The sequence below is a fragment of the Methylopila henanensis genome, assembly GCF_042681025.1.
Lineage (GTDB): Bacteria > Pseudomonadota > Alphaproteobacteria > Rhizobiales > Methylopilaceae > Methylopila > Methylopila henanensis.
This window is the reverse complement of sequence record NZ_JBHUER010000003.1, coordinates 312617-337847: the sequence shown is the minus strand read 5'-3', so window position 1 is coordinate 337847 and position 25231 is coordinate 312617. Positions and strand designations below refer to the sequence as shown.

Here is a 25231-nt window from a genome sequence, read left to right as displayed (position 1 = left end):
CTCCGCCACGCCAATCGAACTGGCGCGGAGAGGCACATGAAAATCGGCATCCTCAACACGGGGAACATCGGGGCCCGGCTCGCGCAGGCTTGGGCGGCGGCGGGACATGAGCTCGTGCTCGCCAAGGACGGCGAAGATCGCAAGCTCGAACCGCTGCTGGCGGAGCTTGGCGACAAGGCTCGGCTCGGTTCTGTCCGCGAGGCCGCAGAGTTCGGCGAGGTCGTCCTGTTCTCGGTCTACTGGCCGCGGGTGGAGGCGATCGTCGCCGCCGTCGGCGATGCGCTCGACGACAAGGTCGTCATCGAGACCATGAACCCGCTCGGCGTCACCGCCGACTTCAAGCACTTCCACGACGTCGAGTTCATGCGTGACAGTTCGACGGCCGAGGATCTGCAGAAGCGTCTGCCGAAGGCTCGCATCGTGAAGGCCTTCAGCACGCTGGCGGCTCCCGTGCTCGAGGCGGCGGCCTGGGAAACGGCCCCGACGCGGCCGAGCGTGCCTTACGTGACCGACGATGCGAACGCCGGGCGGATCACGCGAGAGCTCATTGAGAAAGCCGGCTTCAAGCCGCTCGCTGCGGGCCCGCTGAAGGGCGCCCGGCAGATCGAGCAGCTCGGCGTCTTCCTTCACCACGTCGCCGACCACGAATACGGCGGCGACCCAGACCTCATCCGTCTCGCCCTGACCGTGATCGAGGCCAGCCCTGGCCCGGTCATGCGTGAACGCGTCGCCTGAAGAAGGAACGGCAGAATGTCCAAGCCACTGAACGGGAAGACTGCTCTCGTCACCGGCGGTTCGCGTGGCATCGGCCGCGCGATCGCAGAGCGTCTCGCCAGCGACGGCGCGACCGTCGCGTTGACCTACAACGCAAGCAAGGGCGGTGCGGATGAGGCCGTCGCCACCATCAAGGCGGCCGGAGGGACCGCCTTCGCGCTCCAGGCGGACCTCGCCGATGCAAGCTCCATCCCCGCTCTGTTCGACCGGCTCGACCGTGAGCTCATCGAGCGTAACGGCAACGCCGCGCTCGACATCATGATCAACAACGCCGGCAACTCGGGCTGGGGCGGCCTCGGCGACGCAACGCCCGAGGCCTGGGACGCGATGATCGCCGTCCATGCCCGCGCGCCGTTCTTCATGGCACAGTCGGCGCTGCGCCGCCTCCGCAATCCCGGACGGATCATCAACATCTCGTCGGCGCTCGCCACGCGGCCGCAGCCGATGGTCCCGATCTATTCGATGGCGAAAGCCGCCATCAACACGCTGAGCCACGCGCTCGCCATGGAGCTCGGGCCGCGCGGCATCACCGTGAACGTCGTGGCTCCGGGGTGGACGCGAACCGACATGAACGCGTCCGTGCGCGAGAACGCTGATATCGTGAAGGCCATCGAGGGCGACACGGCGCTCGGTCGCTTCGGCGAGACGTCGGACATCGCCTCCGTCGTGGCCTTCCTCGCGTCCGACGAGGGGCGCTGGGTCACGGGTCAGGTTGTCGAAGCGAGCGGCGGCTACAGGCTCTAAGACTGCTCAGGCAGGCGACGGCCAGCTTCTCGGAAACTGCGCCGTCGCCTACTTTTGCAGATCGAAACCAGCAAGCAGGCGTCACGAATCTCCAGCATCAGCGCGACCTGCGCGACACGGTCGAAGATTCCGTCCCGCGATCCAAAGAGCGACAGCGCCGGAAGCCAGATGTATCCCGGCGCTGTAGTCCGGCGCTTACCGAGAAGGCCGTCCAGCGTCTCGAGCCAAGTGCGCGCCGTCATGCGGCGGCATGGATCGACGAGCGCCCGGCGGCGGTCTTCGCGCGTCCGGCCCTCGAAGTCGGCCGTCTGGAACGTGTCAATGAACTTGTCCGTGACGCGGTCACCGAGCTCCGCACGCAGCGCCTTCAGGGTGGCGTTGCCGGCCGCCATCGGAGCCGCAGCGATCAGCGAGAGGCTGCGCAACAGCTTCGAGCGCTGCTCGGCGACGCGCTGGACCACGATCGAGCCAAGCGAATGGCCGACGAGATGGATCGGCCCATCGGCGATCGCTTCCAGGAACGCCATCGCATCGTCTGTGAGGTCGCCGATCCCGTAGCGCTCCGCCTCGCCTGTCAGCCCGTGTCCGCGCTGGTCGAGCGCGAAGACGCGGGAAACCGTTCGCGAAGGTCGGCAGAAGCGGCTCGAAGCTGCGCCAGCTGTCGCCGTGTCCGTGCAGGAACACGATCGTCGGACCGCTCTCGCCGCGCGCGACATAGTGCCGGCGCAGGCCGCCGAGCGACAGGAACCGGCTTTCCGGCCAGAACGGCCGACGTTCATCGCTCGTCTCCCTTGGATCGACGGCCGTGGGGCAGGCGTCGGCCCGCCCCACGACCGGTTTCAGTAGTCGAGGCCGGCGCCGGCGGGAGCGCCCGAGGGCCCGCTCTTGTCCTTCGGCAGTTCGGCGACCAGCGCTTCGGTGGTCACCAGCAGGCCCGCGACCGAGGCGGCGTCCTGCAGCGCCGTGCGGACGACCTTGACCGGATCGAGAATGCCGGCCTCCAGCAGGTCCACATACTCTTCCGACTGCGCGTTGAAGCCGAAGGTCGGGGAATCCGCGTCAAGGATCTTGCCGACGACGATCGAGCCTTCGACGCCGGCGTTCTCCGAGATCTGCCGCACGGGCGCCTCAAGCGCCTTGAGCACGATGTGCACCCCGGCCTGCACGTCGGAATTGGCGTGTCTGATCGTCGCGACCGCCTTCTTGGCGCGCAGCAGGGCGACCCCGCCGCCCGGAACCACGCCTTCCTCGATCGCCGCGCGGGTGGCGTTGAGGGCGTCGTCGACCCGATCCTTCTTCTCCTTGACCTCGATCTCGGTCGCGCCGCCGACGCGGATCACCGCGACGCCGCCCGAAATCTTGGCGAGCCGCTCCTGCAGCTTTTCGCGGTCGTAGTCGGAGGTGGTCTCCGCGATCTGCGCCTTGATCTGGGCGGAGCGGGCCTGGATCGCCTCCTTGTCGCCGGCGCCGTCGACGATCGTGGTGCTCTCCTTGTCGATCCTGAGCCTAGCGGCGCGGCCGAGCTGGTCGAGCGTGACGTTCTCGAGCTTGATGCCGACGTCCTCGGAGATGACCTGCCCATTGGTCAGGACCGCGATGTCCTCGAGGATCGCCTTGCGGCGGTCGCCGAAGCCCGGCGCCTTCACGGCCGCGACCTTAAGGCCGCCGCGGAGCTTGTTGACCACGAGAGTGGCGAGCGCCTCGCCTTCGACGTCCTCGGCGATGATGAGCAGGGGCTTCGCGCTCTGCACGACCGCTTCGAGCACCGGCAGCAGCGGCTGCAGGCTCGCGAGCTTCTTCTCGTGGATCAGGATGTACGGGTCGTCGAACTCGACCAGCAGCTTCTCGGCGTTGGTGACGAAGTAGGGGCTGAGGTAGCCGCGGTCGAACTGCAGTCCCTCGACCACGTCGAGTTCGGTCTCGAGGCTTTTGGCCTCCTCGACCGTGATGACGCCCTCGTTGCCGACGCGCTTCACGGCTTCGGCGATGATGTCGCCGATCTCCTTCTCGCCGTTCGCCGAGATGGTGCCGACCTGCGCGACTTCCTCCGGCGAGCTGACCTTGCGGGCGCGCTCGACGATGTCCTTCACCGCGGCCGTGACGGCGAGGTCGATGCCGCGCTTCAGATCCTGCGGGTTGAGGCTCGCGGCCACCGCTTTCGCGCCCTCCCGGACGATCGCCTGGGCGAGCACGGTCGCGGTGGTGGTGCCGTCGCCGGCGAGGTCGTTGGTCTTGGACGCCACTTCGCGGACGAGCTGCGCGCCGAGATTCTCGAACTTGTCCTCCAGTTCGATCTCCTTCGCGACGGTGACGCCGTCCTTGGTGATGCGCGGAGCGCCGAAGGACTTCTCGATCACGACGTTGCGGCCCTTGGGGCCGAGCGTGACCTTCACCGCGTTGGCGAGGATGTCGACCCCGCGCAGCAGGCGCTCCCGGGCGTCGGCGGAGAACTTCACGTCTTTCGCGGCCATCGGCCGAACTCCTTCCAGTCTGAAACGCAGGATGGTGCGAGGGAGGACGTCAGGCGACGACGCCGAGGATGTCCGCTTCCTTGACGATCAGCAGATCCTCGCCGTCGATCTTGACCTCGGTCCCGGACCACTTGCCGAACAGCACGCGGTCGCCGGCCTTGACGTCGAGCGCTACGATCTTGCCGCTGTCGTCACGCGCGCCGGGGCCGGCCGCGACGACTTCGCCTTCCTGCGGCTTCTCCTTCGCGGTGTCTGGGATGATGACGCCGCCCTTGGTCTTCTCCTCGCCCTCGAGGCGGCGGATGACCACGCGGTCGTGCAGCGGACGAAAACTCATGCGCAAAAGCTCCGTTGATGCGGCCCGGCGAGAGAAAAACGGCCCGGCGGTGGCCGACCGGCGTTGCCGATCGATCCAGCTTGTCCAACCCCCGATGTTTATCAAGTAATTCTATCAAACTTATTGAATTAAGTTGACGCGATGCGGTTCTGGCGGGACTATCTCGTCTGCCGCGTCGCCGAACCTGAAGGAGCCGCGGCCAAACTCCTGGTTTGGGAATGGCCGTGATGCAAGCTCAGTTCGAAGTTGTTCGCCTGAACCGATGGTCGGCGAAAGCGTGGGGCGTGGTGGACGACGCCGGCGAGCTCGTCGGCGACGCGGTGGAAAGCCGACGCATGAAGCGGGGAGAGGCGTTCGATCTCGCCCGCGCGCTCAACGCGGCCGGGCGGCCGAAGCGTGGGGCGCGGTGCGGCCGGCCGGGGGCCACGGTTGAGGCCCCCATGGTCTGCTGACGCGGGATTGGAATTCGACCGTCTCACGCGGCAGGACGGTCAGTGCGGAGCTGGAGACGGCTCTTGTGTGGCGAGTCCGCCGTCCACCTTTGAAGACCGCTCGGCGGGCTCGCGTTTCTGAGAAGCATTCCTTAGATGACGCCCATCGCAAGCGAGACCCGACATCCGCCGCCTGGGCTCGATGCCGCAGCGATTCCCGCCAATCGTCATGAGAGACGAACGCGCGGCGGCCGCTGCTTCGAATGGCCGACTGTCGGTCTCGCGGTCGCGATCTATGGCGGCTGGCTCGCTCTGACGTTCTTCCACGCCGCCGTTCCAGCGCCGCTGCTGTGGCTTGCGGGCGGCTGGCTTGTGGCGTGGCACGCCTCGCTCCAGCACGAGATCATGCACGGGCATCCGACCCGGAGCCGCGTCGTCAACGACGCGATCGGCTGGCCGCCGCTCTCGCTGTGGCTGCCCTATCCGGTCTATCGCCTGACGCATCTGCGCCATCACCGAGACGAGCGCCTGACCGATCCGCTTGAGGATCCAGAATCGACCTACTGGACGCAAGATCAGTGGGATCGGCTCGGCCGGGTCGGCAGGGCGCTCGCGACCTTCAATGTGACGCTCGCCGGCCGCCTGAGCGTCGGGCCGCTCGTCATGATCGTCAGTTTCCTCGTTTCCGAAGCGAAGCTGTGCTGGGGCGGAGACGCCAACCGCCGGCGCATCTGGGCGCGCCACGCGCTCGGCGTGGCGGCGGTTTCGGCCTGGGTCGTCGGCGTCTGCGGCATGTCGCCGGGCGCCTATCTGTTCGGCTTCGTCTATCTCGGCGCTGCGCTCACGCGGCTTCGTTCCTTCGCCGAGCACCGCTACGCCGCCCGCTTCGAGGAGCGCAGCGCGATCGTCGAGAACGGCGGCGTGCTCGGACTGCTCTACCTCAACAACAATCTCCACGCCCTTCATCACCAGTCGCCCGCCACGCCCTGGTATCGGCTACCGAAACTCTACGGAAAGCGCCGGGAGGCCTTGATCGAGGGCAATGGCGGATTGGTCTATCGGGGCTATGCCGACGTCGCGCGCCGTTTCTTCCTTAGACCCCACGATACGCCGCGGCGGCCGACCGACGCTTGGGGAGCGGGCGCGCCATGATGCTCGCCTCGCTACCGATGTACTCCGGGCCGGAGGGCGCGGCCTCCGCGTTCTGGGCCGCGATCCGCGACGGCCTCCGAAGCCGCGGGATAGAGGGTGCGCCCGCAACGCTTGGCGACCCCGCCGACCTTTCAGCGCATTGGCGATCGCCCGCCCTTCTTTTCAGCCAGACCTGTGGCCTGCCGTTCTCGACGGAACTCGCCGGCTGCGTCACGCTGCTCGCCGTTCCTCACTATGACGCTCCCGGCTGCGAGGGTCCCAACTACCGCAGCGTGATCGTGGCGCGGGCCGACGACGCCGCGGACACGCTCGCCGGCGTCGTCGGCCGCCGCGCCGCCGTCAACGCGGTCGGTTCGCATTCGGGCTTCTCCCAACTCGTCACCACGCTAGCACCCTTCGCCAGAGGAGCGTATCCGTTGAGCGAGATGATGGTCTCCGGAAGCCATCGCGCGTCGCTGTCCTTGGTGCGCGAGGGGGTCGCCGACTTGGCCGCCATCGATTGCGTCACCTGGGCCTTGCTGGTTTCGAACGAACCCAGGGCAGTGTCCGAGCTGAAGATCGTCGGCCGTTCGCCGCCGAGCCTCGGCCTGCCTTTTGTTGCGTCGAGTGAGCTTCCGTCCCAGACAATCGAGGCGCTGCGCAGCGCGCTGGCGGACGTCATGCGGCATTCCGCGCATGAGGCCACACGCAGAGCGCTGATGCTGAACGGCATGTCGACGCCGACCCAGGATGCCTATGCCGCGCACGCGGAATCCGCGCGCTTCGCGCTGTCGTTCATGGGCCACGACGCTGGACCCGATGATGATCTTCCGGTCGCGGCCGCGTTCAGCTCGCCATCCTGACGCGGGCCGCCGCAGGACCGCGTTCGGCCAATAAACGCCGCTCCAAAATTCACGTTCGAGATCGGCGTGACATAGAACTCGACCACGTCCCAGCGGTCGCACGTCAACTCCAGAGCCAAGCTACTGATGTGGTCCGCGTTCGAGGTGTGAATGCCGACGCGTCGAGTGGAAGACGGATGTGGAGGAAGGCAAGCCACGCGCCTTGGCGCTCGCGAAGAGGGCTATATTCGCAAGCATATGATCTATCCTGACGGTCGGAATCGGGAGAGCGGCTACTTCGCATTGGCCGATGAGCTCTGGCCAGAGGCGAAGAGGGTTTGGTCGGCAGGCCTCTACCCGAAGTAGGCGCGCTGAATGTCATCCTCTATCGACATGTCGGCCGCAGGCCTGAACAGCGCCACCACTCCGGACTCAAGCACCGCGACCTTCGCCGCGACGCTCAGCGCAAGCGCCGCATTCTGCTCACAGATCACGAAGGCGACGCCACGCGCCGCATTGATGTCGCGTATCGCAGAAAACACTTCTCGCGCGATGCCCGGCGCCAATCCCATCGTCGGTTCATCGACAAGCATCAGTTTTGGACGCGCCATGAAGCCTCGCGCGATCGCAGCCATTTGCTGCTCGCCCCCGGAGAGGTAGCCGGCTTTCTGGTTTCGACGCTCTTTCAGCCGCGGAAACAGTGCGAAGGCGGCGTCCAAGTCCTCGTTGACGCCTAGGGAGTCCGACCGAGCGTAGGCGCCCATTCGGAGGTTTTCTTCGACGGTCAGTTGCCGAAACAGCCGGCGGCCCTCGAGAACATGAGCGATTCCCCGACGAACCCTCTCGGCGGTCGGCAACCTGCGAATATCCTCGCCGCGGAAGCGGACGGCGCCCCGGCGGACTGAGCCACCTTCCGCGGCGAGCAGGCCGGAGATCGCCTTGAGCGTCGTCGATTTTCCTGCGCCGTTCGCGCCGAGGAGGACGGTGACGTCCCCCTCGGACACTTCGATCGAGACGTCGCTCAGGGCGAGGAGATCGCCGGGATAGACGACCTCGACGCTGCTGAGGGCGAGAAGCGGCTGCCCGGTCGTCACGTCAGTTCTTCGACGCGACGCTTGCCCGGTACTCGTCGACGGACCGCTTGATGCGAGCCCAGACGACGTCCTCGTAAGGCGGAACCCAGCCGCTGATCGTCGTCCAGCGCTCGCCATCCCAGCTCTGGAAGAGCTGCGCGTCGACGCCGCCATGATAGTCGGGCGAGAGCTTGATCTCGGGGACAAGCCCTTCGGCGCCGAGATCCTTCAACCGTTCCTTTGTGAGCTGGACCTTGTTCAGCCCGTCGAGCACCTTCTCGCCGCTGAGAGGCAGGCCGTGATCGCGAACCGCGTTGCGGAACGCCTCGACGATCAGGATGCCGGTAAAGACCCCGCGATTGTAGGCGACCGTCCCGACGCGCTCGCGCGGCAGCGCGCCCTTGCCGGCGCCATAGACCTTCTCAAGGATCTGCTGGATGATCGGGAAGCCGGTTCCGACCCCCTGATAGCTCGCGGAGACATAGCCCTTGGCGAGGTCGCCGGCGGCGGCGATGTCCTCTTCCGAGCCGCACCACAGGGTCCCGATGAACCGGTCGATCGGGAAGCCGACCTTCTGGATTTCCGTGAAGGGCACCGAGCAGGACTGGCCGTAGTTCCACTGGATCGCCCAGTCGGCGCGGTACCGGCGGGCGATGTCCACCCAGGCCGCGCTCTGTTCGAGGCCAGGCGTCGGAAGCGGGAACGACCTCCATTCGAACCCGAACCGCTTCGACAGCTCGTCGAGCACCGGGATGGCGCCGCGACCGTAGGCATTGTCAAGATGCAGGAAGGCTATCTTCTTGCCCTTGAGCTTGTCCTCGCCGCCTTCCCTTTCGGCGATGTAGCGGATGGTGGACGACGCCTGCGCCCAGAAGTTCGCGACGACCGGGAACAGATAGGGGAAGGTCGCGCCATCGGTCGCGTCGGCGCGGTTGCCCGCGGGATTGATGCCCGCGACCTTGTCGGCGGCGAGCCGCTCGCTGAGCGCGACGACTGCGGGCGTGCTGTTCGGATAGACGACCTTCCATTGACCGCGGAACCGCTCATAGCATTCGAGCGCGCGCGGCGTTTCGTAGCCGAATTCGCACTCGCTCCAGCGGATCTGCGCGCCGCCGACGCCGCCCTGCGCATTGACGAGCGCGAAGTAGTCCTGCTGCCCGCTGCTGACGCCCGTCGCTCCGGTCGCGTAGGGGCCGGTGCGCGTGACGAGCATGGGGTGATGGATTTCCGTGGCGCTGTCTTCGGCAGAGGCTGGGGCCACGGCGAAAGCGGCGGGCAGCGCGGCCACCGCGAAGAACAGGGTCCGTAACCCTGCGGGCCGAACGCGTGTCATTGTTCAGTCTCCTGGTTTGGGCCGGGGCGTCGGATGACGCGCCGGAGTGCGTTCGACGCGGCCGTGCCGGCACGTTCGACGAGGCGGGCGAGCCCGTGCGGCTCGGCGATAAGGAAGGCGACGATCAGCAGGCCGAAGATCAGATGTTCGGCGTTGGCCAGCGTCGCGGCGTTGACGGCGCCGCCAAGCGCGTCCGCTCCGCGGTGAAGCGCGATACTCAACACGATCGGGGTCAGCGCGATGAAGGCGGCGCCGAGATAGGAGCCGATGACGGAGCCGAGCCCGCCGATGATGATCATCCCGAGCAGCTTGACGGACAGCTCGAGGCGGTACTCCTCGATCGTCGCGGCCCCCGTCCATGCGAAGGTCACGAGCGCGCCGGCGACGCCGGCGTAAAACCCCGAGACCGCGAACGCGATCAGCTTGTGCCGCAAAGCCGCGACCCCGAGCACCTCGGCTGCGATCTCCCGCTCGCGGATGGCGATCCAGGCGCGCCCGACGGGACTGCGCAACAAATTGGCCGCAAAGAGGGTGAGCGGCGCCACGACGGCAAGCGTCAGCCAGTATTTCGCATGCGTCCCATCCAGGGCGAGCGGCCCGAGGGACAGCTTTGGGATGCTCAAGATCCCATGCGACGTGGCTCCGAACCAAGGGATCCGCTGCATCAGCCAGATCACCACGACCTGCGCCGCCAGCGTCGAGACCATGAGATAGAGGCCGCGGATGCGCCTGGAGGGAAGCCCGACAAGCGCGCCGACGAGCGCAGAGGACGCCCCCGCCGCAAGCAGCGCGAGGGGAAGCGGCAGCCCGTAGCGGCCGTAGGCGATCGCGCCGACGAAGGCGCCGACAGCCATGAATGCCGCCTGCCCCATCGAGATCTGGCCGGCGGCGCCCACGACCACGTTCAGTCCGAGCGCCGCCAGACCGAAGATCAGGGTCGGCAGGGCGATGCTTTTGATCCAATACTCGTCGACCGCGAAAGGGAAAGCGATCAACAGGCCGACCGCGCCCAGCCAGAGCGCGGCGCGCCATGTGCGGCTGCGCGGCGCCGGCTTCACGGCCGGAACGATATCGGCGGCGAAATCGGTCATATCCGGTCGATCGTGCGTTCGCCGAGCAGGCCTTGCGGCCGGAAGGAGAGGATGAGCAGCGCGCCGAGATAGGCGACGATCTCTTGCACGCCCCCTCCGACGAACGGTCCGAGAAAGCCCTCTCCGAGCGCCTCGCCGGCCCCGACCAGAATGCCGGCCAGGATCGCCCCCGGGATGCTCTCGATACCGCCGATGATCAGGATCGGCAGCGCCTTGAGGGTGATCTGCGTCATGCCGAAATGGACGCCGATGCGGCTTCCCCACAGAACGCCCGCGACGATCGAGATCGCTCCGGCGAGCGTCCAGGCGACCGCCCAGATACGGTCGACCCTCACCCCCATCGCTTGCGCCGCCACCGGATCGTCCGCCAAGGCGCGGAGGCCGAGGCCGATCCGCGTGCGCCGGAAGAACAGCACGAGCAGCATGACGCTGACGGCCGCGACGGCCGCACCGATCAGGTCGGGCGGCGACAGATAGACGCCGCCGAGCTCGATCGGCGCCTGCGGAATATCGAGCTTCAGTCCACGCGGCTGGTTGCCCCAGACGAGCTGCGCGAGGCCTTCGAGCGCGTAAGCTACCCCGACGGTCGCCATGAAAACGGTAAGAGGCGAGCGCCCGATCAGCGGACGCAGCACGAAGCGCTCGACCGCAACCGCGAGGACCGCCATCGCGACAAGCGCGCCCGCTATCGCAAGCGGCAGACCCAACGCCGGACGAAGTCCGACCACGGTTAGCGCCGCGAAGAGCGTCATCGCCCCTTGCGCGAAATTGAAGACGGCCGACGCCTTGTAGATCAGCACGAAGCCAAGGGCGACCATCGAATACATGACGCCGATCAACACGCCGGTGATCGCAAGCTCCGCCCCGTAGATCAGATCTCCGCTCATCTCAGCCGGGTTCTCCGGCCACGCCGAAATAGGCGTCGATGACCTTCCGGTCCTTGCGGATGCGCGCGGGCGGTCCTTGTGCGATGACCTCGCCGTGGTCGAGCACCAGGATGCGGTCGGCGAGCGCCGTGACCAAAGGAAAGTCGTGCTCGATCATCGCGACCGTGAGGCCCAGACGGTCGCGGATCAGACGGATGACGCCGGCGATCTCGCGTTTTTCTCCGGCGTTCATGCCGGCCAGCGGTTCGTCGAGCAGCAGAAGCCGCGGCTTCGCCGCAAGCGCGCGCGCAAGCTCGACCTTCTTTTTCACGCCATAGGGAAGGGTCTCGACCGCCAGATCGCGGAACGCGCTCAACCCGAGAAAGCCGAGCGCCCATTCGGCGGCTTCGCGCTGCCGGGCCGCGTCGGCCTGGGCCGTCGGCCACGACAGGCCGTAGGCGAAGAAGCCGCCCGCGGCGTGGACGTGGCGACCGACCAGAACGTTCTCCAGCACGCTCAGGCCGGCGAACAGAGCGACGTTCTGAAACGTGCGCGCGACGCCGAGCGCGGCGACGCGGCTCGGCTTCGGGCGCGCGACATCCGCTCCGAAGTAGCGAACCGATCCGGCGGTGGGCCGATAGGCTCCGCTCACGACGTTGAGCAACGAGGTTTTGCCGGCCCCGTTCGGCCCGACGATCGCGAAGATCGCTCCTTCAGGACAGGCGAAGCTGACGTCTCGGAGAGCCGTCACCGCGCCAAAACTCAGGGAGACGCCAGAAACCTGGAGCGGCGGCGTAGGCGTGCGGAGCTCTGCGGCGAGCGGCGACATTCTTGCAACCTGGGAGGAGCCTGGAGGCGCGTATACACGCCGGCGTGTAAAATTATTTAATTCAATTGATGGAATGAATAGATTTATGTCAATAAGGGTCGTCGTGCTCAGCCGAGCCGCCAAGCCGCGGCGCGCCGCCCACCGGAAGTCGGGAGCCTGAAATGAACATCGCCGTTCGCCATGCCGCATCGAAGACGCCGACGCCGCATGAGCAGTGGCGCGAGCTCGATCTGGCCGAGACGCTCGCCTATCCGACGCTTCTGCTCGTCGTCGGTCAGTCCAACAGCATTCTCACGCCGACGGGGGCGCAGGCCCATGAGCGGCTATGGGAGCGGACGCGCCTGCCCGACGGTCCTTTGCCGAACACCCTCCGGCTGGCGGAGGCTGCGCGCGCGGCGGAGCAGCGCGTCGCCTGGACCCGCTACGACATTTATCGGAAGGACTATCCGCAGACGCTCGTCGACAAGGCCCAGTACGATTTCTGGGTGAAGGACAAGGCGGACTGGACGGCCGAAGACTGGAAGCGCGACGCCGACCTCGTGGCGGAAGTCGATCAGGCTCGACGTCCCGAAGACCTCGTGCTGTTCTATGCGACGCTCGGCAACGTGTTCCTCGGGACGCTGCTGACGCAGCATCTGGCGGCCTGGGGCGTTCGCACGATCCTGCTCGCCGGCTACCATCTCAACTGGTGCATCGAGCAGGCCGCGCGCACCGCACGCGACATCGGCTTCAATCCGATCGTCGTCGGCGACGCCACGGCGGCGGGCGTCGAGGCGGACGAAGCCCCGACGCTCCAACGGATCGACACCTTCTTCGCCCCCGTGATCTCGACCGATGAAGCCGTCCGGCTGCTCGCCGAGGGAGCGGAGCGCCGCCGCGCGCGCGGTTGGCCGACCGCGCTCTGACGCTCGAACACGCCCGTCGGTGCCCGTCGGCGTCGACGTCCCCGCACACGTCCTTCCGTCTGGTCCTCATGTTCCTCAAGACTCTCCTCGCCGTGGCGCTGTCGTCCACGCCCGCTGCGCCGTGCTTCGCGCAGGACACGCTCGTCATCGGCGCGCCGCTGCCGCTCACCGGCGCGCTCGCGCCGGAGGGCGCCAAGCTGCGGCAGGGCTACGATCTCTGGCTCGAGCGCGTGAACGCGGCGGGCGGCGTGGCGGCCGGCGACAAAAAGCTCAAGGTCGAGATCAAGTTCTATGACTATCAGTCAAACACACCCAAGGCCGTCCAGCTCGCCGAAAAGCTGATCACCGACGACGGCGTCGACTTCCTGTTCTCGCCCTTCGGCTCCGGCGCGACCAAGGCGGCGAGCGCGGTCGCGGAGAAGAACGGCGTGCCGCTGATCGCTTCGTCGGCGTCGTCGGCCGAAGTCTTCAACCAGGGGTACGAGAACCTGTTCGGCCTTTATACCGACAACTCGACCCTGAGCGAGCCGATCGCAGACCTCGTCGTGAAGGCCGGCGATGTAAAGCGCGTCGCGATCCTGTCGCGCAACGATCTCTATCCGCTCTCGCTCGCCAACGAATTCGAGAAGTCGGCGAAAAAGCGCGGCCTTGAGGTGGTGTACTTCGAGAAGTACGCCATCGGCACGCTCGACCACGCGCCAGCGCTGACGCAGCTGCGGGCCGCCAATCCCGACTGGGTGGTCGTCACGGGCTACATCAACGACCTGATCCTGCTCCGCAAGCAGGCCGCGGACCTGAAAATCGCGACCAAGGCATTCACGGGCATCAACGGTCCGGCCTATCCCGAATGGATCAAGGCGACCGGTCCACTCGCCGAGGGGGTGACGACCTCGAGCTGGTTCCACCCGGTTCTGGCCTACACGAGCAAGGACCTGTTCGGCTCGACGAAGGCCTTCGTCGACGCCTTCAAGGAAAAGTACGGCGTCGCGCCCGACTTCACCCAGGCGTCCGGCGCGGCCGTTGGCGTGGTGCTGCAGCTCGCGATCGAGCGCGCGGGCTCCAAGAACCGCGACGCGGTGCGGGCCGAGCTGAAGAAGGGCGGCTTTGAGACCTTCTTCGCGCCAATCTCCTTCGCGCCGTCCGGCATCGCCAACTCGTACGTGCCGCCCGTCTACCAGATCCAGAACAGCAAGGTCGAAGTCGTCTTCCCCGCGGGCGTCGCGACCTCGACGTTCAAGCCCGGCGTCGGCGACTGACGGCGGCGGCTCGATGCTCACCCTTCAGGTCCTGGCCAACGGGCTCGCGCTCGGCGGGCTCTACGCCTCGATCGCCGCGGGCTTTTCGCTGGTCTGGGGCGTGCTGAACGTCATCAACCTGCTGCACGGCTCGCTGATCGTGCTCGGCGGCTACCTCGCCTATTTCGCGTTCGCGGCGTTCGGCGTGAGCCCGTTCGTGTTCGCGCCGGTGGCGGGTCTCGCCCTGTTCGCGCTCGGCTACGCGGTCCAGGTCGTCGCCGTGAACCCGGTGATGGGGCGGCCCGTGCTGATGACGCTGACGCTGACCTTCGGGCTCAACCTGCTGCTCGACAATATTATGCTGTCGGCCTTCAGCGCGGACTACCGCAAAATCACGCTGGACCCGCCGCTCGGGATCGTCGAGCTCGGCCAGGCACTCGTGCCCGTCGACCGCCTGATCGCGACCGCGGTCGGCCTCGCGCTGGTGGCCGGGCTCTGGCTGCTGCTCCGGACCACTCAGCTCGGCAGGGCGATCGTCGCCGTGCGCATGGACCGGGAGGCGGCGGCGCTGATGGGGATCGACGTCCGCCGCATCTACGCGCTCGCCTTCGCGCTCGGGGCCTTCATGGCGGGGGCGGCCGGGGCGCTGTTCGCCGCGATCTTCCCGATCTCGCCGGTGGCCTCCGGCGGCTATCTCGGCAAGGCCTTCGTAATCTGCGTGCTCGGCGGTCTAGGCAGCGTGCCGGGCGTCGTCGTGGGCGGCTTCGCGCTCGGCGTGATCGAAAGCTTCGGCGCGCTCGCCTTCGGGCCGGAGCACGCCGGGACGCTCGCTTTCGTGCTGCTCATCGCTCTGCTGGTGGTCCGGCCGCAGGGACTGCTCGGCCGGGCCGGCTTCCAGTGACCGCGCGGCTCCTCGCCGTCGCGGCGGCGCTCGTCGCGTTGGTCGCCATCGGGCTGCTCGCCGACAACTACGTGCTGCGCCTCGCCGCCACCGCCTGCATGTACGCCGCGCTCGCGCTGTCCTGGAACCTCGTCGGCGGCTTCGCCGGCTACCCGTCGTTCGCCACCGCGGCCTTCTTCGGGCTCGGCGCCTATGCGAGCGGCGTCGCACAAGACCATAGCCTGCCGTTCTGGCTCGCCTGGGTCGGGGCGGGCACGCTGGCGGCGGCGTTCGCGGCGGCGCTCGGCGGCGCGATCCTGCACCTCAAAGGCCATTACTTCGCGATCGCGAGCCTCGTGGTCGCGGACGTGCTCCGGGAGCTGGTCAACTCCTGGACCGACGTCACCGGCGGCGGCATGGGGCTGAACCTGCCGCTGATCGCGCTCGGCGGTCCGCGCGCGCAGGCCGCCTTCTATTTCGCGGCCTTCGCCGCGGTCGCGATCTTCGCGCTTGGCGTCGCCTTCATCGTGAGCCGCTCGCGGCTCGGGGTCGGGCTGCGCTGCGTCGCCGAGAACGAGACGGCCGCGCCGCTGATCGGCGTCTCGGTGCGCTCGGCCAAGGTCAAGGCCTTCACGCTGTCCGGCTTGATCGGCGGGCTGACCGGCGCGGTCTACGCCTCCTGGGTCACCTACATCGACCCGACCGACGTGTTCGACGTGCTGCTGTCGGTGAAGCCCATCATCATGGCGCTGATCGGCGGCGTCGGAACCGTGCTCGGACCGGTCGTCGGCGCGATCGTGTTCCTGGGGCTCGAAGAGCTGATCTGGCGCAACGTGCTCGAGTTCCACGCCGGCGTGCTGGGCCTCGTCGTCGTGGCGCTGGTGCTGTTCTTGCCCGCGGGGCTCAGCGGCGCGAAGCCTTTCGGCCTCATCCGCTGGATCCGTGGGCGCGCGGGGCGGAGGGGCTCAGCGTGAGCGCGCTTCTCGCGATTGAGGGCGTCACGCGCCGCTTCGGCGGGGTGACGGCGGTCGACGACGTCACGCTGAGAATCGGCCGCGGCGAGATCGTCGGGCTGATCGGCCCGAACGGCGCCGGCAAGACCACGCTCGTCAACGTCGTGACCGGGGTCCACCGCGCCCAGGCGGGCGCCGTACGGCTCGACGGCGTGCGCATCGACCGGCTTCGCTCGGACCGGATCGCGCGGCTCGGCGTCGCGCGCACCTTCCAGGTCGTGCAGCCGTTCCCGCGCATGACGGCGCTGGAGAACGTGCAGGCCGCGGCGCTGTTCGGAGGCGGCGTGGCGACGCTTGCTGCGGCCCGCGAGCGCGCCGCCGCGCATCTCGCCTTCTGCCGGCTCGACCAAGAGGCGGACAAGCCCGCCGGGGCGCTCAGCCTCGCCAGCCGCAAGCGGCTGGAGCTCGCCAAGAGCCTCGCGATCGGGCCAAAAATCCTGTTCCTCGACGAGGTCAACGCCGGACTCAACCCGGCCGAGATCGACATCGCGCTGGAGCTCATTCGCGCGATCGCCGGCCGCGGGGTCGCGATCGTGCTGATCGAGCATCTCATGAAGGTGGTGACGGGCGTCTGTGGGCGGATCGTTGTTCTGAAGCAGGGGCGCGTGATCGCCGACGGCGCGCCGCGGGACGTGGTCGCAAACCCCGCCGTCGTCGAAGCCTATCTGGGGCGCCGCTTCGCGGAGCACCTCGCCGCCGAGGCGCGGCAATGAGCGCGCCGCTGCTCGATGTGTCGGGTCTCGCCGCGGGCTATGGCGACCTCACGGTGCTGGCGGAGGTCGACCTTCAGGTCCGCGCCGGTGAGATCGTCGCGCTGATCGGCTCGAACGGCGCAGGCAAGAGCACGCTGCTGCGCGCACTGTCCGGCCTCGTAAGCCCCACGGCGGGGGGCATCCGGTTGGATGGCGCGGACGTCAGGGCGGCCGCGTCCCGCGATCTCGTGGGCCTCGGGCTCGTACACGTTCCGGAGGGCCGGCGCCTGTTCGCGAGCCTGTCGATCGCGGACAACCTGCGGCTCGGCGCCTACGCCCGGCGTGACGGACGGGCGGCGATCGCGCGCGACGTCGCGCGGATGTACGAGCTGTTCCCGCGGCTGGCCGAGCGCCGTCGGCAGGACGCCTCGACGCTGTCGGGCGGCGAGCAACAGATGTGTGCGATAGCCCGGGGCTTGATGGCCCGGCCGCGCCTCCTCATGATCGACGAGCTGTCGCTCGGTCTCGCGCCCAACGTCGTCGAGGATCTGGTCGAGACGCTCCGGCGGGTGAACGGCGAGGGCCTCAGCCTGCTGCTCGTCGAGCAGGACGTCGTGACCGCGCTCGAACTGTCGAGCCGCGCCTATGTGCTCGACCAGGGACGGATCGTCCTTCACGGCGCGTCGGTCGATCTCGCCCGCGACCCGTCGGTGCGCAAAGCCTATCTCGGAGACCTCACAGGAGCGGCCGCATGAACGCCGATCGACCCCAGATCGACTACTATTTCAGCTTCATCTCGCTCTGGTCTTATGTCGGCAGCCTGCCGTTCCAGGATCTCGTGCGGCGCACGGGCGCCGAGGTCACCTTCAAGCCGATCGATCTGCTCGCGGTGTTTGCGGCCGGCGGCGGAAAGCCAGTGAAGGAGCGGCCGAAACAGCGGCAGGCCTATCGCCTCGTCGAGATGCAGAGGTGGCGGGAGATCCGAGGCATTCCGCTGGTGCTGCAACCACGGTTCTACCCGGCAAATCCCTCTGTCGGGCACCGCATGGTCCTGGCGGCTATCCGGGAGGCGCTGGACGTGACCGGGTTCGTGCACGCCGGCCTGAAGGCCGTCTGGGCCGACGAGCTCGACATCGCCGCCCCCGAGACGCTCGTCGCGCTCGCCGACGCCAATGGCCTGCCGGGCCGCCGATTGCTGGAACAGGCGTGGGAGGACACGGCGCTTGGCGAGACCGAAGCGTCGCTCACGCGCGAGGCGGTCGACCGCCTGCTCTTCGGCGCGCCGTTCTACTTCTACCGGGGCGAACCCTTCTGGGGCCAGGACCGGCTCGACCTGCTGGAGAGGGCGATCGTCGAAGGGACAGAGCCGATCCCGTTCGACCCTTCCTGAACGAGACCCAGCTGATCTCTTTTCGACAACTCGGCCCGCGTTCAAGGCCGCCGCGTAGCCCTCAGCCCGAGGCTGAATTACTGTACGAGTTGGCGGCGGGAGCTCAATCGTTCTCAGCCAAAGCCATTCCCCCGGCGTTCATGAACACCATATCGCCCTGCGGGCTGTGGATGCGGCCGCAGAGCACGTCGCGGTGGTGGCGCTCCAGCGGATTGGCGCGCGACAAGCCATGGTTTCCGGTCAGCCGAAGCGCACGCTCTACCACCGCCACCGCTCCTTCAGTTACGGCGACCTTGATCTGCCCCGCCTCCGTGGCGTTCAGCGAGCGGTCGCGATCCCAGTCGCGGCCGACGGAGAGCAGCAGCCTTCGATGAATGGCGAGCTGTGCCTCGTTCTCGCCGACCGCGTGTCGTGGCAGCGGCAGGGAGGCGAGCGGCGCACCGAGGTTGCTTGGCGCGCGCGTCCGGAGGAACCCGATCGTCCACGCCTGCGCCGCTCGCGCCACGCCGTCATAGAGCGCCGCGAGCAGAACGCTGACCCAAACCGCGCCGATCGCATCGGGAGCGGCGGCCCACTCCTCAGGCGACCGTAGGTCGGCCGCATGATCCTCTGGCACGCGGACGTCGTCGAAGATCACGTCATGGCTGCCGGAAGCGCGCAGACCGAGATGGTCCCATGTCTCGTGGATTCGGACGCCTGTGGCGGCGAGCGGAACCAGCACGTTGCCAACGCGCGGCGGCTCCTCGTCGGTGCGTGCCCAGACGACGCCCCAGGTGAGCGCCCCCGCGCCCGTAGAATAGATTTTCCGGCCGGAAAGGCGCCAGCCGTCCTCCGTCCGGCGCAGAATGGTGGCGGGAAGCCCGCCCCGCCAGGGCGTGCCGAGATCAGGCTCCACACGCAGGGCGTTCAGCAACGCGCCCTGGTCGGACGCCGCACCTAGCGTCTCCCGCTTCAGCGTTGGAGAGCAGCGGCTCTCGGCTAGGGACGCGAGCGAGATGTACTGCATTGCTGTGATTAGCCCGGTGGCTGGTTCCGCCCGCCCCAGCGCGCCGACGACCCGGACGGCGTCCTCCAACCCCCGGCCGGCGCCGCCGAAGGTCTGCGGCGCGGTCAGCGCCAGGAAGCCGGCGCGATGCAGCGCTTTTAGGTTCGCGACGGGCAGGCTAGCTTCGCGGTCGTGACGCTCTGCGGTGGCGGCGAAACTTTTCGCCAGCGTCTCGAGGGAGCGGAACGGATCCTGGCGGCCAGACAAGGCCTGCGAGAGGTTTTCGTCGCCTGGCGTCATGCGAACGCGCGACCGACGTTTGGCGCGATCCGCGAACCCGCCACGGAGGGCGCGGCCGCGACCGTCGCCTCAAGAATGTCGATGAAGCGCTGGACCGAGCGCGACGGCGCGTCGGCGGCGCGCAGCCGCAGGCTGGCGCGCCCGAGTTCCGGCAGACCGCCGGACGCGAGGATGTGGAGGCCCGCCGGCACGCTCAGCGGCGTGCGGACCGTGACGCCAAGCTCGGCGGAGATCGCCGCCCAGATGCCGCTGAGGCTGGTGCTGGTGAAAACAGAGCGCCACGGCCGTCCCGACTCCTCGAGCGCGGCGATCGCCTTGGCCGCGAACAGGCATGGCGCGCCCATCAGAACGAGCGGAAGCCGGGCCTGATCGTCCGGCGCGAAGCCCGCCGGAACGATCCAGACGATCGGAAACTCCGCAAGAAGGCGGCCAGGCCGTTGCGTCCCGTCCTCGCCCAGACACCAGAACAGCGCGACGTCCAGCGCCCCGGCGTCGAGCGCCTCCAGCAGGACCGCGTTCCGTTCCACCCGCGCCTCGACCGCGACGGTCGGGTGGGAGCGGGCGAACCGCCCGAGCAGATCAGGCAGCCATGTTTCCGCCAGGTCCGGCGGTAACCCGACCCGTACACGGCCCGAGACGTCGTCGCCCGCCACCGCGGACAGCGCCTCGTCGTTCAGGTTGATGAGCTTCTGCGCATAGCGCAGCAGCGTCTCGCCCGCGTCAGTCAGGTGCAGACCGCGCCCCGCTTTGCGGAAAAGCACCTGTCCGGTCTGCTGCTCGAGCTTGCGCAGATGCAGGCTGACAGCGGACTGCGAGCGCCCGATCAGCTTCGCCGCCCGGGCGAAGCTGTTTAGCTGCACGCCCGCCACGAAACTGCGCAGCACGTCGATCTCGAGATTGGTCGGATGGCTCATCGTCGGCCTTTTCGCCATGGCCTGCGCGCCGTCGCGGGCGCCAATCATGCATTTTTCCTCAAGCTTCGAGCAGAAGAACTCATTTGTGCCAATACGTCCATATGTACTAAATCACGTCTGCGCCTGCACCTGGATGATCGGCGCGACCAGCAGCCCGGCGACGCCGCCGAGCGCGGCGGCGGCCGCGAAGGTCAGGGTGGCCACCCGCCGGGCGTCGACGGATGCCGAGCTCTTGGGCTGCATCCAGCATGGCCGTCGCAATCTGACTCGGGTTTGGCGCAGGCTGGACCCAGACCGGGCCCGATGAGCCCCGATAGCGAGGGTCCGGCGATCCGCGCCAGTTCTCTATCTCGCGATAAATCTCCAGAACCTGCTCGTAGCCCCAGGCGGGGTCTCCGGCCTCGGCGGCGAAGTGGTCCCAATCGCTCCGGTGGCCCCGCGCCCAGACCATGACGTTTATGCTGGAGCCGCCGCCGAGCCCTTTGCCCATCGACATGGAAAGGGACCGGCCGTCGAGGTGCGGATTGGGTTCCGCCTGAAACCCCCAGTCACGCTCGCTTCCGAGACTTGTCGGCCAAAGCGAGGGATCGAGAACAGCTTCGGCGTCGTCGTCGCCGCCGGCCTCGATCAGGAGGACCTGCACGTCAGGATTCTCGGCCAGCCGCCCGGCGACCACCGAACCGGACGAGCCCGCGCCGCAGACGATGAAGTCATACTCCGGCAGTGGTCCTTCGGCCCGCGCGGCTGAGGGCTCCCCGACCACGCCGACCTGGTCTGACGAGATCATTTGGAGACCGCCTTCGCGGCCGTTTCGATGAGGTCGGCGACCGCCGCCGGCTGCGACATGAACAAGGCGTGGCTGGCCTTGATCTCCTTCACGGCGCTGCCGGCCCGTTTCGCCATCGAGCGCATCAGGTCGGGATGGATCGCCCGGTCTTCGGTCGCGATGAGCGCCCAGCTCTTCTTTGTCTTCCACGCCGGCTGGGTGATCTTTGCTTCGAAGCTCGCCTTCGAAGGCAGCACCTGGGAGGCCGCCATGAACTCGGCTTCGGCCTTGGGCACGTCCGCGGCGAAGTCGGCGGCATAGACCTCCGGGTCGAGGTAGAGATAGTCGTCAGCCGTGGCCTTGATGCCCGTCGTCGCGGGTGGCGTCTTGCCGGCGAGATCCAGCAGGTTCTCGCCCTCGTCCGGCTGGAACGCGGCGATATAGACCAGCCCGGCGACGTTCTCGGCCGAGCCGGCCTGGGTCACCACCATGCCGCCATAGCTGTGGCCCACGAGCAGCGATGGCCCGTCCTGGAGATCGAGGATGCGCTTCGAGGCGGCCACGTCGTCCTGCAGCGAGGTCATCGGCGGCTGCACCACCGTCACCTTGAAGCCCCTCGCCTTCAGCAGGTCGTGGACCTTGCGCCAGCCAGAACCGTCGGCCAGCGCCCCATGGACGATGACCACGTTCCGGATCGACTGGGAATAGGCAGGCGCGATCGCCGCCATCGCGAGGAGCGCGCCACCGGCGAGCGAGAGCGCAAGTTGGGTCGTTCCCATGGCGGGGCCTTTTCTGCTTATGGGTTAGATGAGGGGCTGGAGAACGCGCGGCGGTCAGCGAGCCTTGCTCGGATCGTCGGCGGGATTGACGTAGTTGAGACCAAAGGGGCCCGTGCCGTTGACCTGGATCACCGCAGGCTGATCCCTGGTCCAGAGCGAATGCGGCATCAGGGCCGGCAGGTAGAGGAAGCCGCCTTGGCCGAACGGTTCGCCGCGGCTCTCGACCATTTTCTCTCCCATGTCGTGGACAAGGGCGCCGTCAAGCAGCGTGACGGTCTCGTCGGTCGCGTGGGTGTGCGGGGCGATCACGGTTGAGGGCGGAATCCTGAGCCGCAGCGCGAACGGGCCGGGCTTGTCCGGATCGCCCATGATGACGCTGATCTCAATTCCCTTCGGCAAAGCGGCAGGCGCAGGCTTCCACTGGACGGCAGCCGCGTCCTTCACGGTGATCATCTGCTTGTGGGCGGACGGGTCCGCGATCGCAGCCGTCGATAGACCGGCGGCCAGACCGAGAGCTGACAGACGAACGGCTTGCTTCAAGCCCGGGACCGCTGCTCGCGGGAGGTTCGCGAGATGGGCGGCGGCAGTGGTGCGGACGACGTTGATCAAGGCGCTAACCCCATGTTGAAGAGGAGTGGACGATAGGGGAACGAATGAGAAAGGTGCTTTCGAAAGTGATCTTCTCGCTTGCCTTGGACGAGCCCTTTTGAAACAGAAAAGGCGTTGATCGTCCAAAATGAGGGCAGAGTTGAAAGATCCTTCCAGTACTGCGCTTGACAGGATCGATCTGAAGATCCTTCGCGCGCTTCACGCAGACGGCCGGTTGACGAACGCCGATCTCGCCGCCCGCGTGGGCGCCAGCCCCGCGACCTGTCACCGACGGACGCAGCGGTTGTTCGAGAATGGCCACATCACCGGCTTCAGGGCGGACGTCGCGCCCGCTTCGGTGGCTCTGGGCGCCCTTGTGATGATCGGCGTCATCCTTGATCGGTCTTCGCCGGACAGCCGCAACGCCTTCGAGGAGGCGGTGCTTAAGATAAAGGAGATCCTCGACTGCATTCTGGTGGCGGGCGAGTTCGACTACTTCCTCAAGATCCGCGCGCGTGACCTGGCCGACTTCAACAAGCTGCAGAGCCAGACGCTCATCGCCCTGCCGGGCGTCCAGAACACCCGGACCTTCTTCGTGATGAGAGAGGTCAGGGAGAACGCCCGATTGACCTTCTGATCAGCCGACCGCCCATCCGTCAGACCGTCCGTATCGTCCCGCCGTCGATGACGAACTCGGCGCCGTGGATCGCGGCCGCGCGGTCCGAGGCGAGGTAGGCGATCAGGTCCGCGACCTCGTGGGGCTCCGCCGGGCGCCCGATCGGGATGCCGCCGAGGCCGTCGAGCACGAGCCGCCGCGCGTCCTCGACCGTGCCGCCGTTCGCGGCCTGCAGACGCTCGAGGAAGTCCGCCGACGCCTCGGTCATGATCCAGCCGGGCGAGACGGTGTTGACGCGCACCCCCTTGGGTCCGAGCTCCTTGGAGAGAGACTTGCCGTAAGTTCTCAACGCGGCCTTCGCGGCGGCGTAGGCCGTGGTGGACGCGGGCAGCGGCAGGACCGACTGGATGGAGGTGACGTGCACCACCGCCCCGGCGCCGCGTTCGATCATCTGCGGAACGAGCAGGCGATCGAGGCGGACCGCCGGCATCAGGTTCAGGTTCAGCTCGGCGAGCCAGTGATCGTCGGTGAGAGCCGCGAAGCCGCCGCCTGGCGACGACGAGCCGCCGACGACATGGGCGAGGATGTCGACTCCGCCCATCTGCTCGGTCGCCGCTCTGGCGAAGGTCGCCGCGCCTTCGGCCGTCGTCAGATCCGCTTGGACGAACGAGACGCCGTCGATGGGCTGAAGGGTTCCGCGCGCGGCGGTGATCACCCTGGCGCCGCCCGCGACGAAACGATCGACGGTCGCGCGGCCCAAACCTTTTGTGCCGCCGCTGACGAGCACCCGCTTGCCGGCGAACTCGGCCGGATCAACTCGGACGGTCATACCGCGATCTCCAAGGCTTTGATGAGGTCGTTCGCGAGGGTGAACCGGTAGGTGAAGCGGAGCGGGCTGCCCTTGAAGTCGCCATGGGCCGGGCCTTCGAGCACGACTTGGCCGTTCTCGTCGCGAACCGTGTCCGGCGTGAAGATCGCCCTGACGGGGATCACTTCCGTCTCGAGCAGCGTCCGCACTTTGGCGAGGCCCTCGTGGCGGCTTCCATTATCCAAGACCACCGCGTCCGCGGCGAAGGGCTTCAGCATGTCGGCCAGGTCAAGGCGCGCGTTGGCCTCGACATAGGCGGCCACGGGTTTTGGGAGTTCTGGCGTCATGGCGGATCCCGGCTTCGGTGAAGAGGCTCTTGACGTTTGCGATGGCCCGTTGAGCCTGCGAGGCGTCGACGTCAGCGATCTAGCACTGGACAACCGACGCGATAATCGGGACAGAATGAGATAAAGCATCGCGAAAATCGGGATAATGGCTGCTCACGCCCTCATTGAGCTCGACGCCGTTGTGGCGATCGCGCGCCGCAGGTCCTTCCGGGCGGCGGCTGCGGACTTGCAGATTTCGACGACGTCGCTCAGCAACATCGTCGCGAAGTTCGAGAGGCGGCTCGGCGTTCGCCTGTTCAACCGGACCACACGCAGCGTCTCGCTGACCGACGCAGGACGGAGCTTCGTGGAGCAGGTCAGCCCTGCTCTCGTCGACATTCACGACGCCATGGAGGCCGTGAAGTCGCAGCAGGAGGTTCCGTCAGGCACGCTCCGGATAAACGCGTTCCCGACAGCCGCGCGCGAAATCCTCGAGCCCGTCATTCTCGAGTATCTGCGACGCTTTCCTCGCGTCCACATCGATCTGGTCACCGAGGGGCGGCTCGTCGACGTCGTGGCGGAAGGCTTCGATCTCGGCGTCAGAAGCGCGGATCTCGTGCCGAGCGACATGATCGCGGCGCCGATCGGCCGTCCGAGATCAAACGCCGTGGTGGCGTCGCCCTCTTACTTCGAGAAGCACGGCAAGCCTCGAGCGCCTCTCGATCTGCTCGACCACGCCTGCATCCGGGTCAGACTTCCCGACGGCGGGATCTACCGCTGGCATTTCGAGAAAGACGGTCAACCTGTCCAAGTCGACGTGAACGGCCCGATCACCCTTGATGAAGCGAGCCTCGCCCGCGCCGCCGCGCTAAAGGGGATTGGGATCGGCTTCTTCATGGAGTCCGACATCCACGAAGACATCGAGGCCGGACGTCTGGTTCGCGTTCTGAACGACTGGATGAAGCCGGTGGCGCCTTTGTGCCTCTACTATCCGGGCCGTAAAAACCCCTCGGCCGCCTTCAAGGCTTTCGTTGATCTGGCTGGAAGTCGTCGAAAAGAAAATTGACATAGGCGATTGCACTAACGAGCGGAATATTGGCCGCGGCCGGCGT

General features: G+C 67.4%; 28 protein-coding genes and 1 pseudogene. 14 read left to right on the top strand and 15 right to left on the bottom strand.

The window, feature by feature from the left end; all coding sequences use genetic code 11:
* The first annotated feature begins 36 nt into the window (after positions 1–36).
* On the top strand, positions 37–735 hold the full coding sequence (locus ACFSCV_RS06240; RefSeq protein WP_378798045.1) for an NADPH-dependent F420 reductase: 699 nt from the start codon (positions 37–39) through the stop codon (positions 733–735).
* Between the two features lie 15 nt (positions 736–750).
* The gene (locus ACFSCV_RS06235) at positions 751–1518 is read left to right on the top strand and encodes an SDR family NAD(P)-dependent oxidoreductase (protein WP_378798043.1); all 768 of its coding nucleotides are present in this window, start codon (positions 751–753) and stop codon (positions 1516–1518) included.
* Here the strand turns inward: ACFSCV_RS06235 and ACFSCV_RS06230 are convergent.
* The 3 genes from ACFSCV_RS06230 to groES are packed head-to-tail and all read right to left on the bottom strand — an operon-like array spanning position 1515 to position 4326.
* On the bottom strand, positions 1515–2297 hold the full coding sequence (locus ACFSCV_RS06230; RefSeq protein ID WP_378798041.1) for an alpha/beta fold hydrolase: 783 nt from the start codon (positions 2295–2297) through the stop codon (positions 1515–1517). The genes ACFSCV_RS06235 and ACFSCV_RS06230 overlap by 4 nt on opposite strands.
* A 60-nt stretch (positions 2298–2357) precedes the next feature.
* Positions 2358–3989, bottom strand: a complete 1632-nt coding sequence (gene groL / locus ACFSCV_RS06225; protein ID WP_378798039.1) for a chaperonin GroEL — start codon at positions 3987–3989, stop codon at positions 2358–2360.
* 49 nt (positions 3990–4038) lie between these two features.
* A complete protein-coding gene (gene groES, locus ACFSCV_RS06220) occupies positions 4039–4326 on the bottom strand; it encodes a co-chaperone GroES (protein ID WP_378798037.1) in 288 nt (95 codons plus the stop codon).
* 227 nt (positions 4327–4553) lie between these two features.
* Between groES and ACFSCV_RS06215 the strand changes: the two genes are divergently transcribed.
* From ACFSCV_RS06215 to ACFSCV_RS06205, 3 genes are all read left to right on the top strand, one after another.
* Positions 4554–4778: a hypothetical protein gene (locus tag ACFSCV_RS06215; protein ID WP_378798035.1), complete on the top strand. Its 225-nt coding sequence runs from the start codon at positions 4554–4556 to the stop codon at positions 4776–4778.
* Positions 4779–4913: 135 nt separating this feature from the next.
* On the top strand, positions 4914–5909 hold the full coding sequence (locus ACFSCV_RS06210; protein WP_378798033.1) for a fatty acid desaturase: 996 nt from the start codon (positions 4914–4916) through the stop codon (positions 5907–5909).
* Positions 5906–6751: a phosphate/phosphite/phosphonate ABC transporter substrate-binding protein gene (locus ACFSCV_RS06205; protein ID WP_378798031.1), complete on the top strand. Its 846-nt coding sequence runs from the start codon at positions 5906–5908 to the stop codon at positions 6749–6751. Before ACFSCV_RS06210 ends, ACFSCV_RS06205 begins: the two co-directional genes overlap by 4 nt.
* Before the next feature lie 332 nt (positions 6752–7083).
* On the opposite strand, the gene ACFSCV_RS06200 is transcribed toward ACFSCV_RS06205, so the two are convergent.
* Genes ACFSCV_RS06200 through ACFSCV_RS06180 form a run of 5 tightly spaced genes read right to left on the bottom strand, consistent with a single transcriptional unit; the run spans position 7084 to position 11844 of the window.
* The gene (locus ACFSCV_RS06200) at positions 7084–7824 is read right to left on the bottom strand and encodes an ABC transporter ATP-binding protein (RefSeq protein WP_378798029.1); all 741 of its coding nucleotides are present in this window, start codon (positions 7822–7824) and stop codon (positions 7084–7086) included.
* Position 7825: 1 nt separating this feature from the next.
* Complete coding sequence (locus tag ACFSCV_RS06195) at positions 7826–9136, bottom strand: ABC transporter substrate-binding protein (RefSeq protein ID WP_378798027.1); 1311 nt, start codon at positions 9134–9136, stop codon at positions 7826–7828.
* A complete protein-coding gene (locus ACFSCV_RS06190; protein WP_378798025.1) occupies positions 9133–10227 on the bottom strand; it encodes a branched-chain amino acid ABC transporter permease in 1095 nt (364 codons plus the stop codon). Before ACFSCV_RS06190 ends, ACFSCV_RS06195 begins: the two co-directional genes overlap by 4 nt.
* Positions 10224–11114 (bottom strand): branched-chain amino acid ABC transporter permease, encoded by an 891-nt coding sequence (locus ACFSCV_RS06185; RefSeq protein WP_378798023.1) that lies wholly within the window; start codon positions 11112–11114, stop codon positions 10224–10226. Before ACFSCV_RS06185 ends, ACFSCV_RS06190 begins: the two co-directional genes overlap by 4 nt.
* 1 nt (position 11115) lies before the next feature.
* Entirely contained in the window at positions 11116–11844 is a 729-nt protein-coding gene (locus tag ACFSCV_RS06180) for an ABC transporter ATP-binding protein (protein WP_378798022.1), read from the bottom strand.
* A gap of 239 nt (positions 11845–12083) precedes the next feature.
* On the opposite strand from ACFSCV_RS06180, the gene ACFSCV_RS06175 reads away from it, so the two are divergent.
* The 7 genes from ACFSCV_RS06175 (at position 12084) to ACFSCV_RS06145 (ending at position 18037) form a co-directional block, all read left to right on the top strand.
* Positions 12084–12827, top strand: a complete 744-nt coding sequence (locus ACFSCV_RS06175) for an isochorismatase family protein (protein WP_378798021.1) — start codon at positions 12084–12086, stop codon at positions 12825–12827.
* A 68-nt stretch (positions 12828–12895) separates the two neighbouring features.
* The gene (locus ACFSCV_RS06170; protein ID WP_378798020.1) at positions 12896–14083 is read left to right on the top strand and encodes an amino acid ABC transporter substrate-binding protein; all 1188 of its coding nucleotides are present in this window, start codon (positions 12896–12898) and stop codon (positions 14081–14083) included.
* A gap of 13 nt (positions 14084–14096) precedes the next feature.
* Positions 14097–14963: a branched-chain amino acid ABC transporter permease gene (locus tag ACFSCV_RS06165; protein ID WP_378798018.1), complete on the top strand. Its 867-nt coding sequence runs from the start codon at positions 14097–14099 to the stop codon at positions 14961–14963.
* Positions 14960–15916 (top strand): branched-chain amino acid ABC transporter permease, encoded by a 957-nt coding sequence (locus tag ACFSCV_RS06160; protein ID WP_378798016.1) that lies wholly within the window; start codon positions 14960–14962, stop codon positions 15914–15916. Before ACFSCV_RS06165 ends, ACFSCV_RS06160 begins: the two co-directional genes overlap by 4 nt.
* Positions 15913–16668, top strand: coding sequence for an ABC transporter ATP-binding protein (locus tag ACFSCV_RS06155; RefSeq protein ID WP_378798014.1), 756 nt, complete (start codon positions 15913–15915; stop codon positions 16666–16668). The genes ACFSCV_RS06160 and ACFSCV_RS06155 overlap by 4 nt, the downstream gene beginning before the upstream one ends.
* Positions 16665–17402: an ABC transporter ATP-binding protein gene (locus ACFSCV_RS06150; RefSeq protein ID WP_378798012.1), complete on the top strand. Its 738-nt coding sequence runs from the start codon at positions 16665–16667 to the stop codon at positions 17400–17402. Before ACFSCV_RS06155 ends, ACFSCV_RS06150 begins: the two co-directional genes overlap by 4 nt.
* A complete protein-coding gene (locus tag ACFSCV_RS06145) occupies positions 17399–18037 on the top strand; it encodes a 2-hydroxychromene-2-carboxylate isomerase (protein ID WP_378798010.1) in 639 nt (212 codons plus the stop codon). Before ACFSCV_RS06150 ends, ACFSCV_RS06145 begins: the two co-directional genes overlap by 4 nt.
* Positions 18038–18140: 103 nt before the next feature.
* Here the strand turns inward: ACFSCV_RS06145 and ACFSCV_RS06140 are convergent, their stop codons facing one another.
* The 5 genes and pseudogenes from ACFSCV_RS06140 to ACFSCV_RS06120 form a co-directional block, all read right to left on the bottom strand.
* A complete protein-coding gene (locus ACFSCV_RS06140) occupies positions 18141–19322 on the bottom strand; it encodes an acyl-CoA dehydrogenase family protein (protein ID WP_378798008.1) in 1182 nt (393 codons plus the stop codon).
* Entirely contained in the window at positions 19319–20284 is a 966-nt protein-coding gene (locus ACFSCV_RS06135) for a LysR substrate-binding domain-containing protein (protein WP_378798006.1), read from the bottom strand. Before ACFSCV_RS06135 ends, ACFSCV_RS06140 begins: the two co-directional genes overlap by 4 nt.
* 172 nt (positions 20285–20456) lie before the next feature.
* A pseudogene (locus tag ACFSCV_RS06130) lies at positions 20457–21023 on the bottom strand (GMC family oxidoreductase N-terminal domain-containing protein); the annotation flags it as partial.
* Positions 21020–21781 carry an alpha/beta hydrolase gene (locus ACFSCV_RS06125; protein ID WP_378798004.1) on the bottom strand — a complete coding sequence of 254 codons (762 nt, stop codon included), beginning with the start codon at positions 21779–21781 and terminating at the stop codon, positions 21020–21022. The gene ACFSCV_RS06125 and the pseudogene ACFSCV_RS06130, both read right to left, overlap by 4 nt.
* Positions 21782–21835: 54 nt before the next feature.
* A complete protein-coding gene (locus ACFSCV_RS06120) occupies positions 21836–22390 on the bottom strand; it encodes a cupin domain-containing protein (RefSeq protein WP_378798002.1) in 555 nt (184 codons plus the stop codon).
* 127 nt (positions 22391–22517) lie between these two features.
* Here ACFSCV_RS06120 and ACFSCV_RS06115 point away from each other — a divergent pair, with 127 nt between their 5' ends.
* Positions 22518–23006 carry an Lrp/AsnC family transcriptional regulator gene (locus ACFSCV_RS06115; RefSeq protein WP_378798000.1) on the top strand — a complete coding sequence of 163 codons (489 nt, stop codon included), beginning with the start codon at positions 22518–22520 and terminating at the stop codon, positions 23004–23006.
* A 19-nt stretch (positions 23007–23025) separates the two neighbouring features.
* On the opposite strand, the gene ACFSCV_RS06110 is transcribed toward ACFSCV_RS06115, so the two are convergent.
* Together ACFSCV_RS06110 and ACFSCV_RS06105 are read right to left on the bottom strand one after the other, a co-directional pair.
* Complete coding sequence (locus ACFSCV_RS06110; protein ID WP_378797998.1) at positions 23026–23814, bottom strand: SDR family oxidoreductase; 789 nt, start codon at positions 23812–23814, stop codon at positions 23026–23028.
* On the bottom strand, positions 23811–24140 hold the full coding sequence (locus tag ACFSCV_RS06105; RefSeq protein ID WP_378797996.1) for a nuclear transport factor 2 family protein: 330 nt from the start codon (positions 24138–24140) through the stop codon (positions 23811–23813). Before ACFSCV_RS06105 ends, ACFSCV_RS06110 begins: the two co-directional genes overlap by 4 nt.
* A gap of 145 nt (positions 24141–24285) precedes the next feature.
* On the opposite strand from ACFSCV_RS06105, the gene ACFSCV_RS06100 reads away from it, so the two are divergent.
* Entirely contained in the window at positions 24286–25185 is a 900-nt protein-coding gene (locus ACFSCV_RS06100) for a LysR family transcriptional regulator (RefSeq protein ID WP_378797995.1), read from the top strand.
* Positions 25186–25231 lie beyond the last annotated feature (46 nt).

Bases quoted from the DNA above. Each gene is read 5' to 3' on its own strand.
- ACFSCV_RS06240 (WP_378798045.1), top strand. From the start codon at position 37: ATGAAAATCGGCATCCTCAACACGGGGAACATCGGGGCCCGGCTCGCG.
- ACFSCV_RS06235 (WP_378798043.1), top strand. From the start codon at position 751: ATGTCCAAGCCACTGAACGGGAAGACTGCTCTCGTCACCGGCGGTTCG.
- ACFSCV_RS06230 (WP_378798041.1), bottom strand. From the start codon at position 2,297: ATGAACGTCGGCCGTTCTGGCCGGAAAGCCGGTTCCTGTCGCTCGGCG.
- groL (WP_378798039.1), bottom strand. From the start codon at position 3,989: ATGGCCGCGAAAGACGTGAAGTTCTCCGCCGACGCCCGGGAGCGCCTG.
- groES (WP_378798037.1), bottom strand. From the start codon at position 4,326: ATGAGTTTTCGTCCGCTGCACGACCGCGTGGTCATCCGCCGCCTCGAG.
- ACFSCV_RS06215 (WP_378798035.1), top strand. From the start codon at position 4,554: ATGCAAGCTCAGTTCGAAGTTGTTCGCCTGAACCGATGGTCGGCGAAA.
- ACFSCV_RS06210 (WP_378798033.1), top strand. From the start codon at position 4,914: ATGACGCCCATCGCAAGCGAGACCCGACATCCGCCGCCTGGGCTCGAT.
- ACFSCV_RS06205 (WP_378798031.1), top strand. From the start codon at position 5,906: ATGATGCTCGCCTCGCTACCGATGTACTCCGGGCCGGAGGGCGCGGCC.
- ACFSCV_RS06195 (WP_378798027.1), bottom strand. From the start codon at position 9,136: ATGACACGCGTTCGGCCCGCAGGGTTACGGACCCTGTTCTTCGCGGTG.
- ACFSCV_RS06190 (WP_378798025.1), bottom strand. From the start codon at position 10,227: ATGACCGATTTCGCCGCCGATATCGTTCCGGCCGTGAAGCCGGCGCCG.
- ACFSCV_RS06185 (WP_378798023.1), bottom strand. From the start codon at position 11,114: ATGAGCGGAGATCTGATCTACGGGGCGGAGCTTGCGATCACCGGCGTG.
- ACFSCV_RS06175 (WP_378798021.1), top strand. From the start codon at position 12,084: ATGAACATCGCCGTTCGCCATGCCGCATCGAAGACGCCGACGCCGCAT.
- ACFSCV_RS06170 (WP_378798020.1), top strand. From the start codon at position 12,896: ATGTTCCTCAAGACTCTCCTCGCCGTGGCGCTGTCGTCCACGCCCGCT.
- ACFSCV_RS06165 (WP_378798018.1), top strand. From the start codon at position 14,097: ATGCTCACCCTTCAGGTCCTGGCCAACGGGCTCGCGCTCGGCGGGCTC.
- ACFSCV_RS06150 (WP_378798012.1), top strand. From the start codon at position 16,665: ATGAGCGCGCCGCTGCTCGATGTGTCGGGTCTCGCCGCGGGCTATGGC.
- ACFSCV_RS06145 (WP_378798010.1), top strand. From the start codon at position 17,399: ATGAACGCCGATCGACCCCAGATCGACTACTATTTCAGCTTCATCTCG.
- ACFSCV_RS06140 (WP_378798008.1), bottom strand. From the start codon at position 19,322: ATGACGCCAGGCGACGAAAACCTCTCGCAGGCCTTGTCTGGCCGCCAG.
- ACFSCV_RS06135 (WP_378798006.1), bottom strand. From the start codon at position 20,284: ATGATTGGCGCCCGCGACGGCGCGCAGGCCATGGCGAAAAGGCCGACG.
- ACFSCV_RS06125 (WP_378798004.1), bottom strand. From the start codon at position 21,781: ATGGGAACGACCCAACTTGCGCTCTCGCTCGCCGGTGGCGCGCTCCTC.
- ACFSCV_RS06115 (WP_378798000.1), top strand. From the start codon at position 22,518: ATGAGGGCAGAGTTGAAAGATCCTTCCAGTACTGCGCTTGACAGGATC.
- ACFSCV_RS06110 (WP_378797998.1), bottom strand. From the start codon at position 23,814: ATGACCGTCCGAGTTGATCCGGCCGAGTTCGCCGGCAAGCGGGTGCTC.
- ACFSCV_RS06105 (WP_378797996.1), bottom strand. From the start codon at position 24,140: ATGACGCCAGAACTCCCAAAACCCGTGGCCGCCTATGTCGAGGCCAAC.
- ACFSCV_RS06100 (WP_378797995.1), top strand. From the start codon at position 24,286: ATGGCTGCTCACGCCCTCATTGAGCTCGACGCCGTTGTGGCGATCGCG.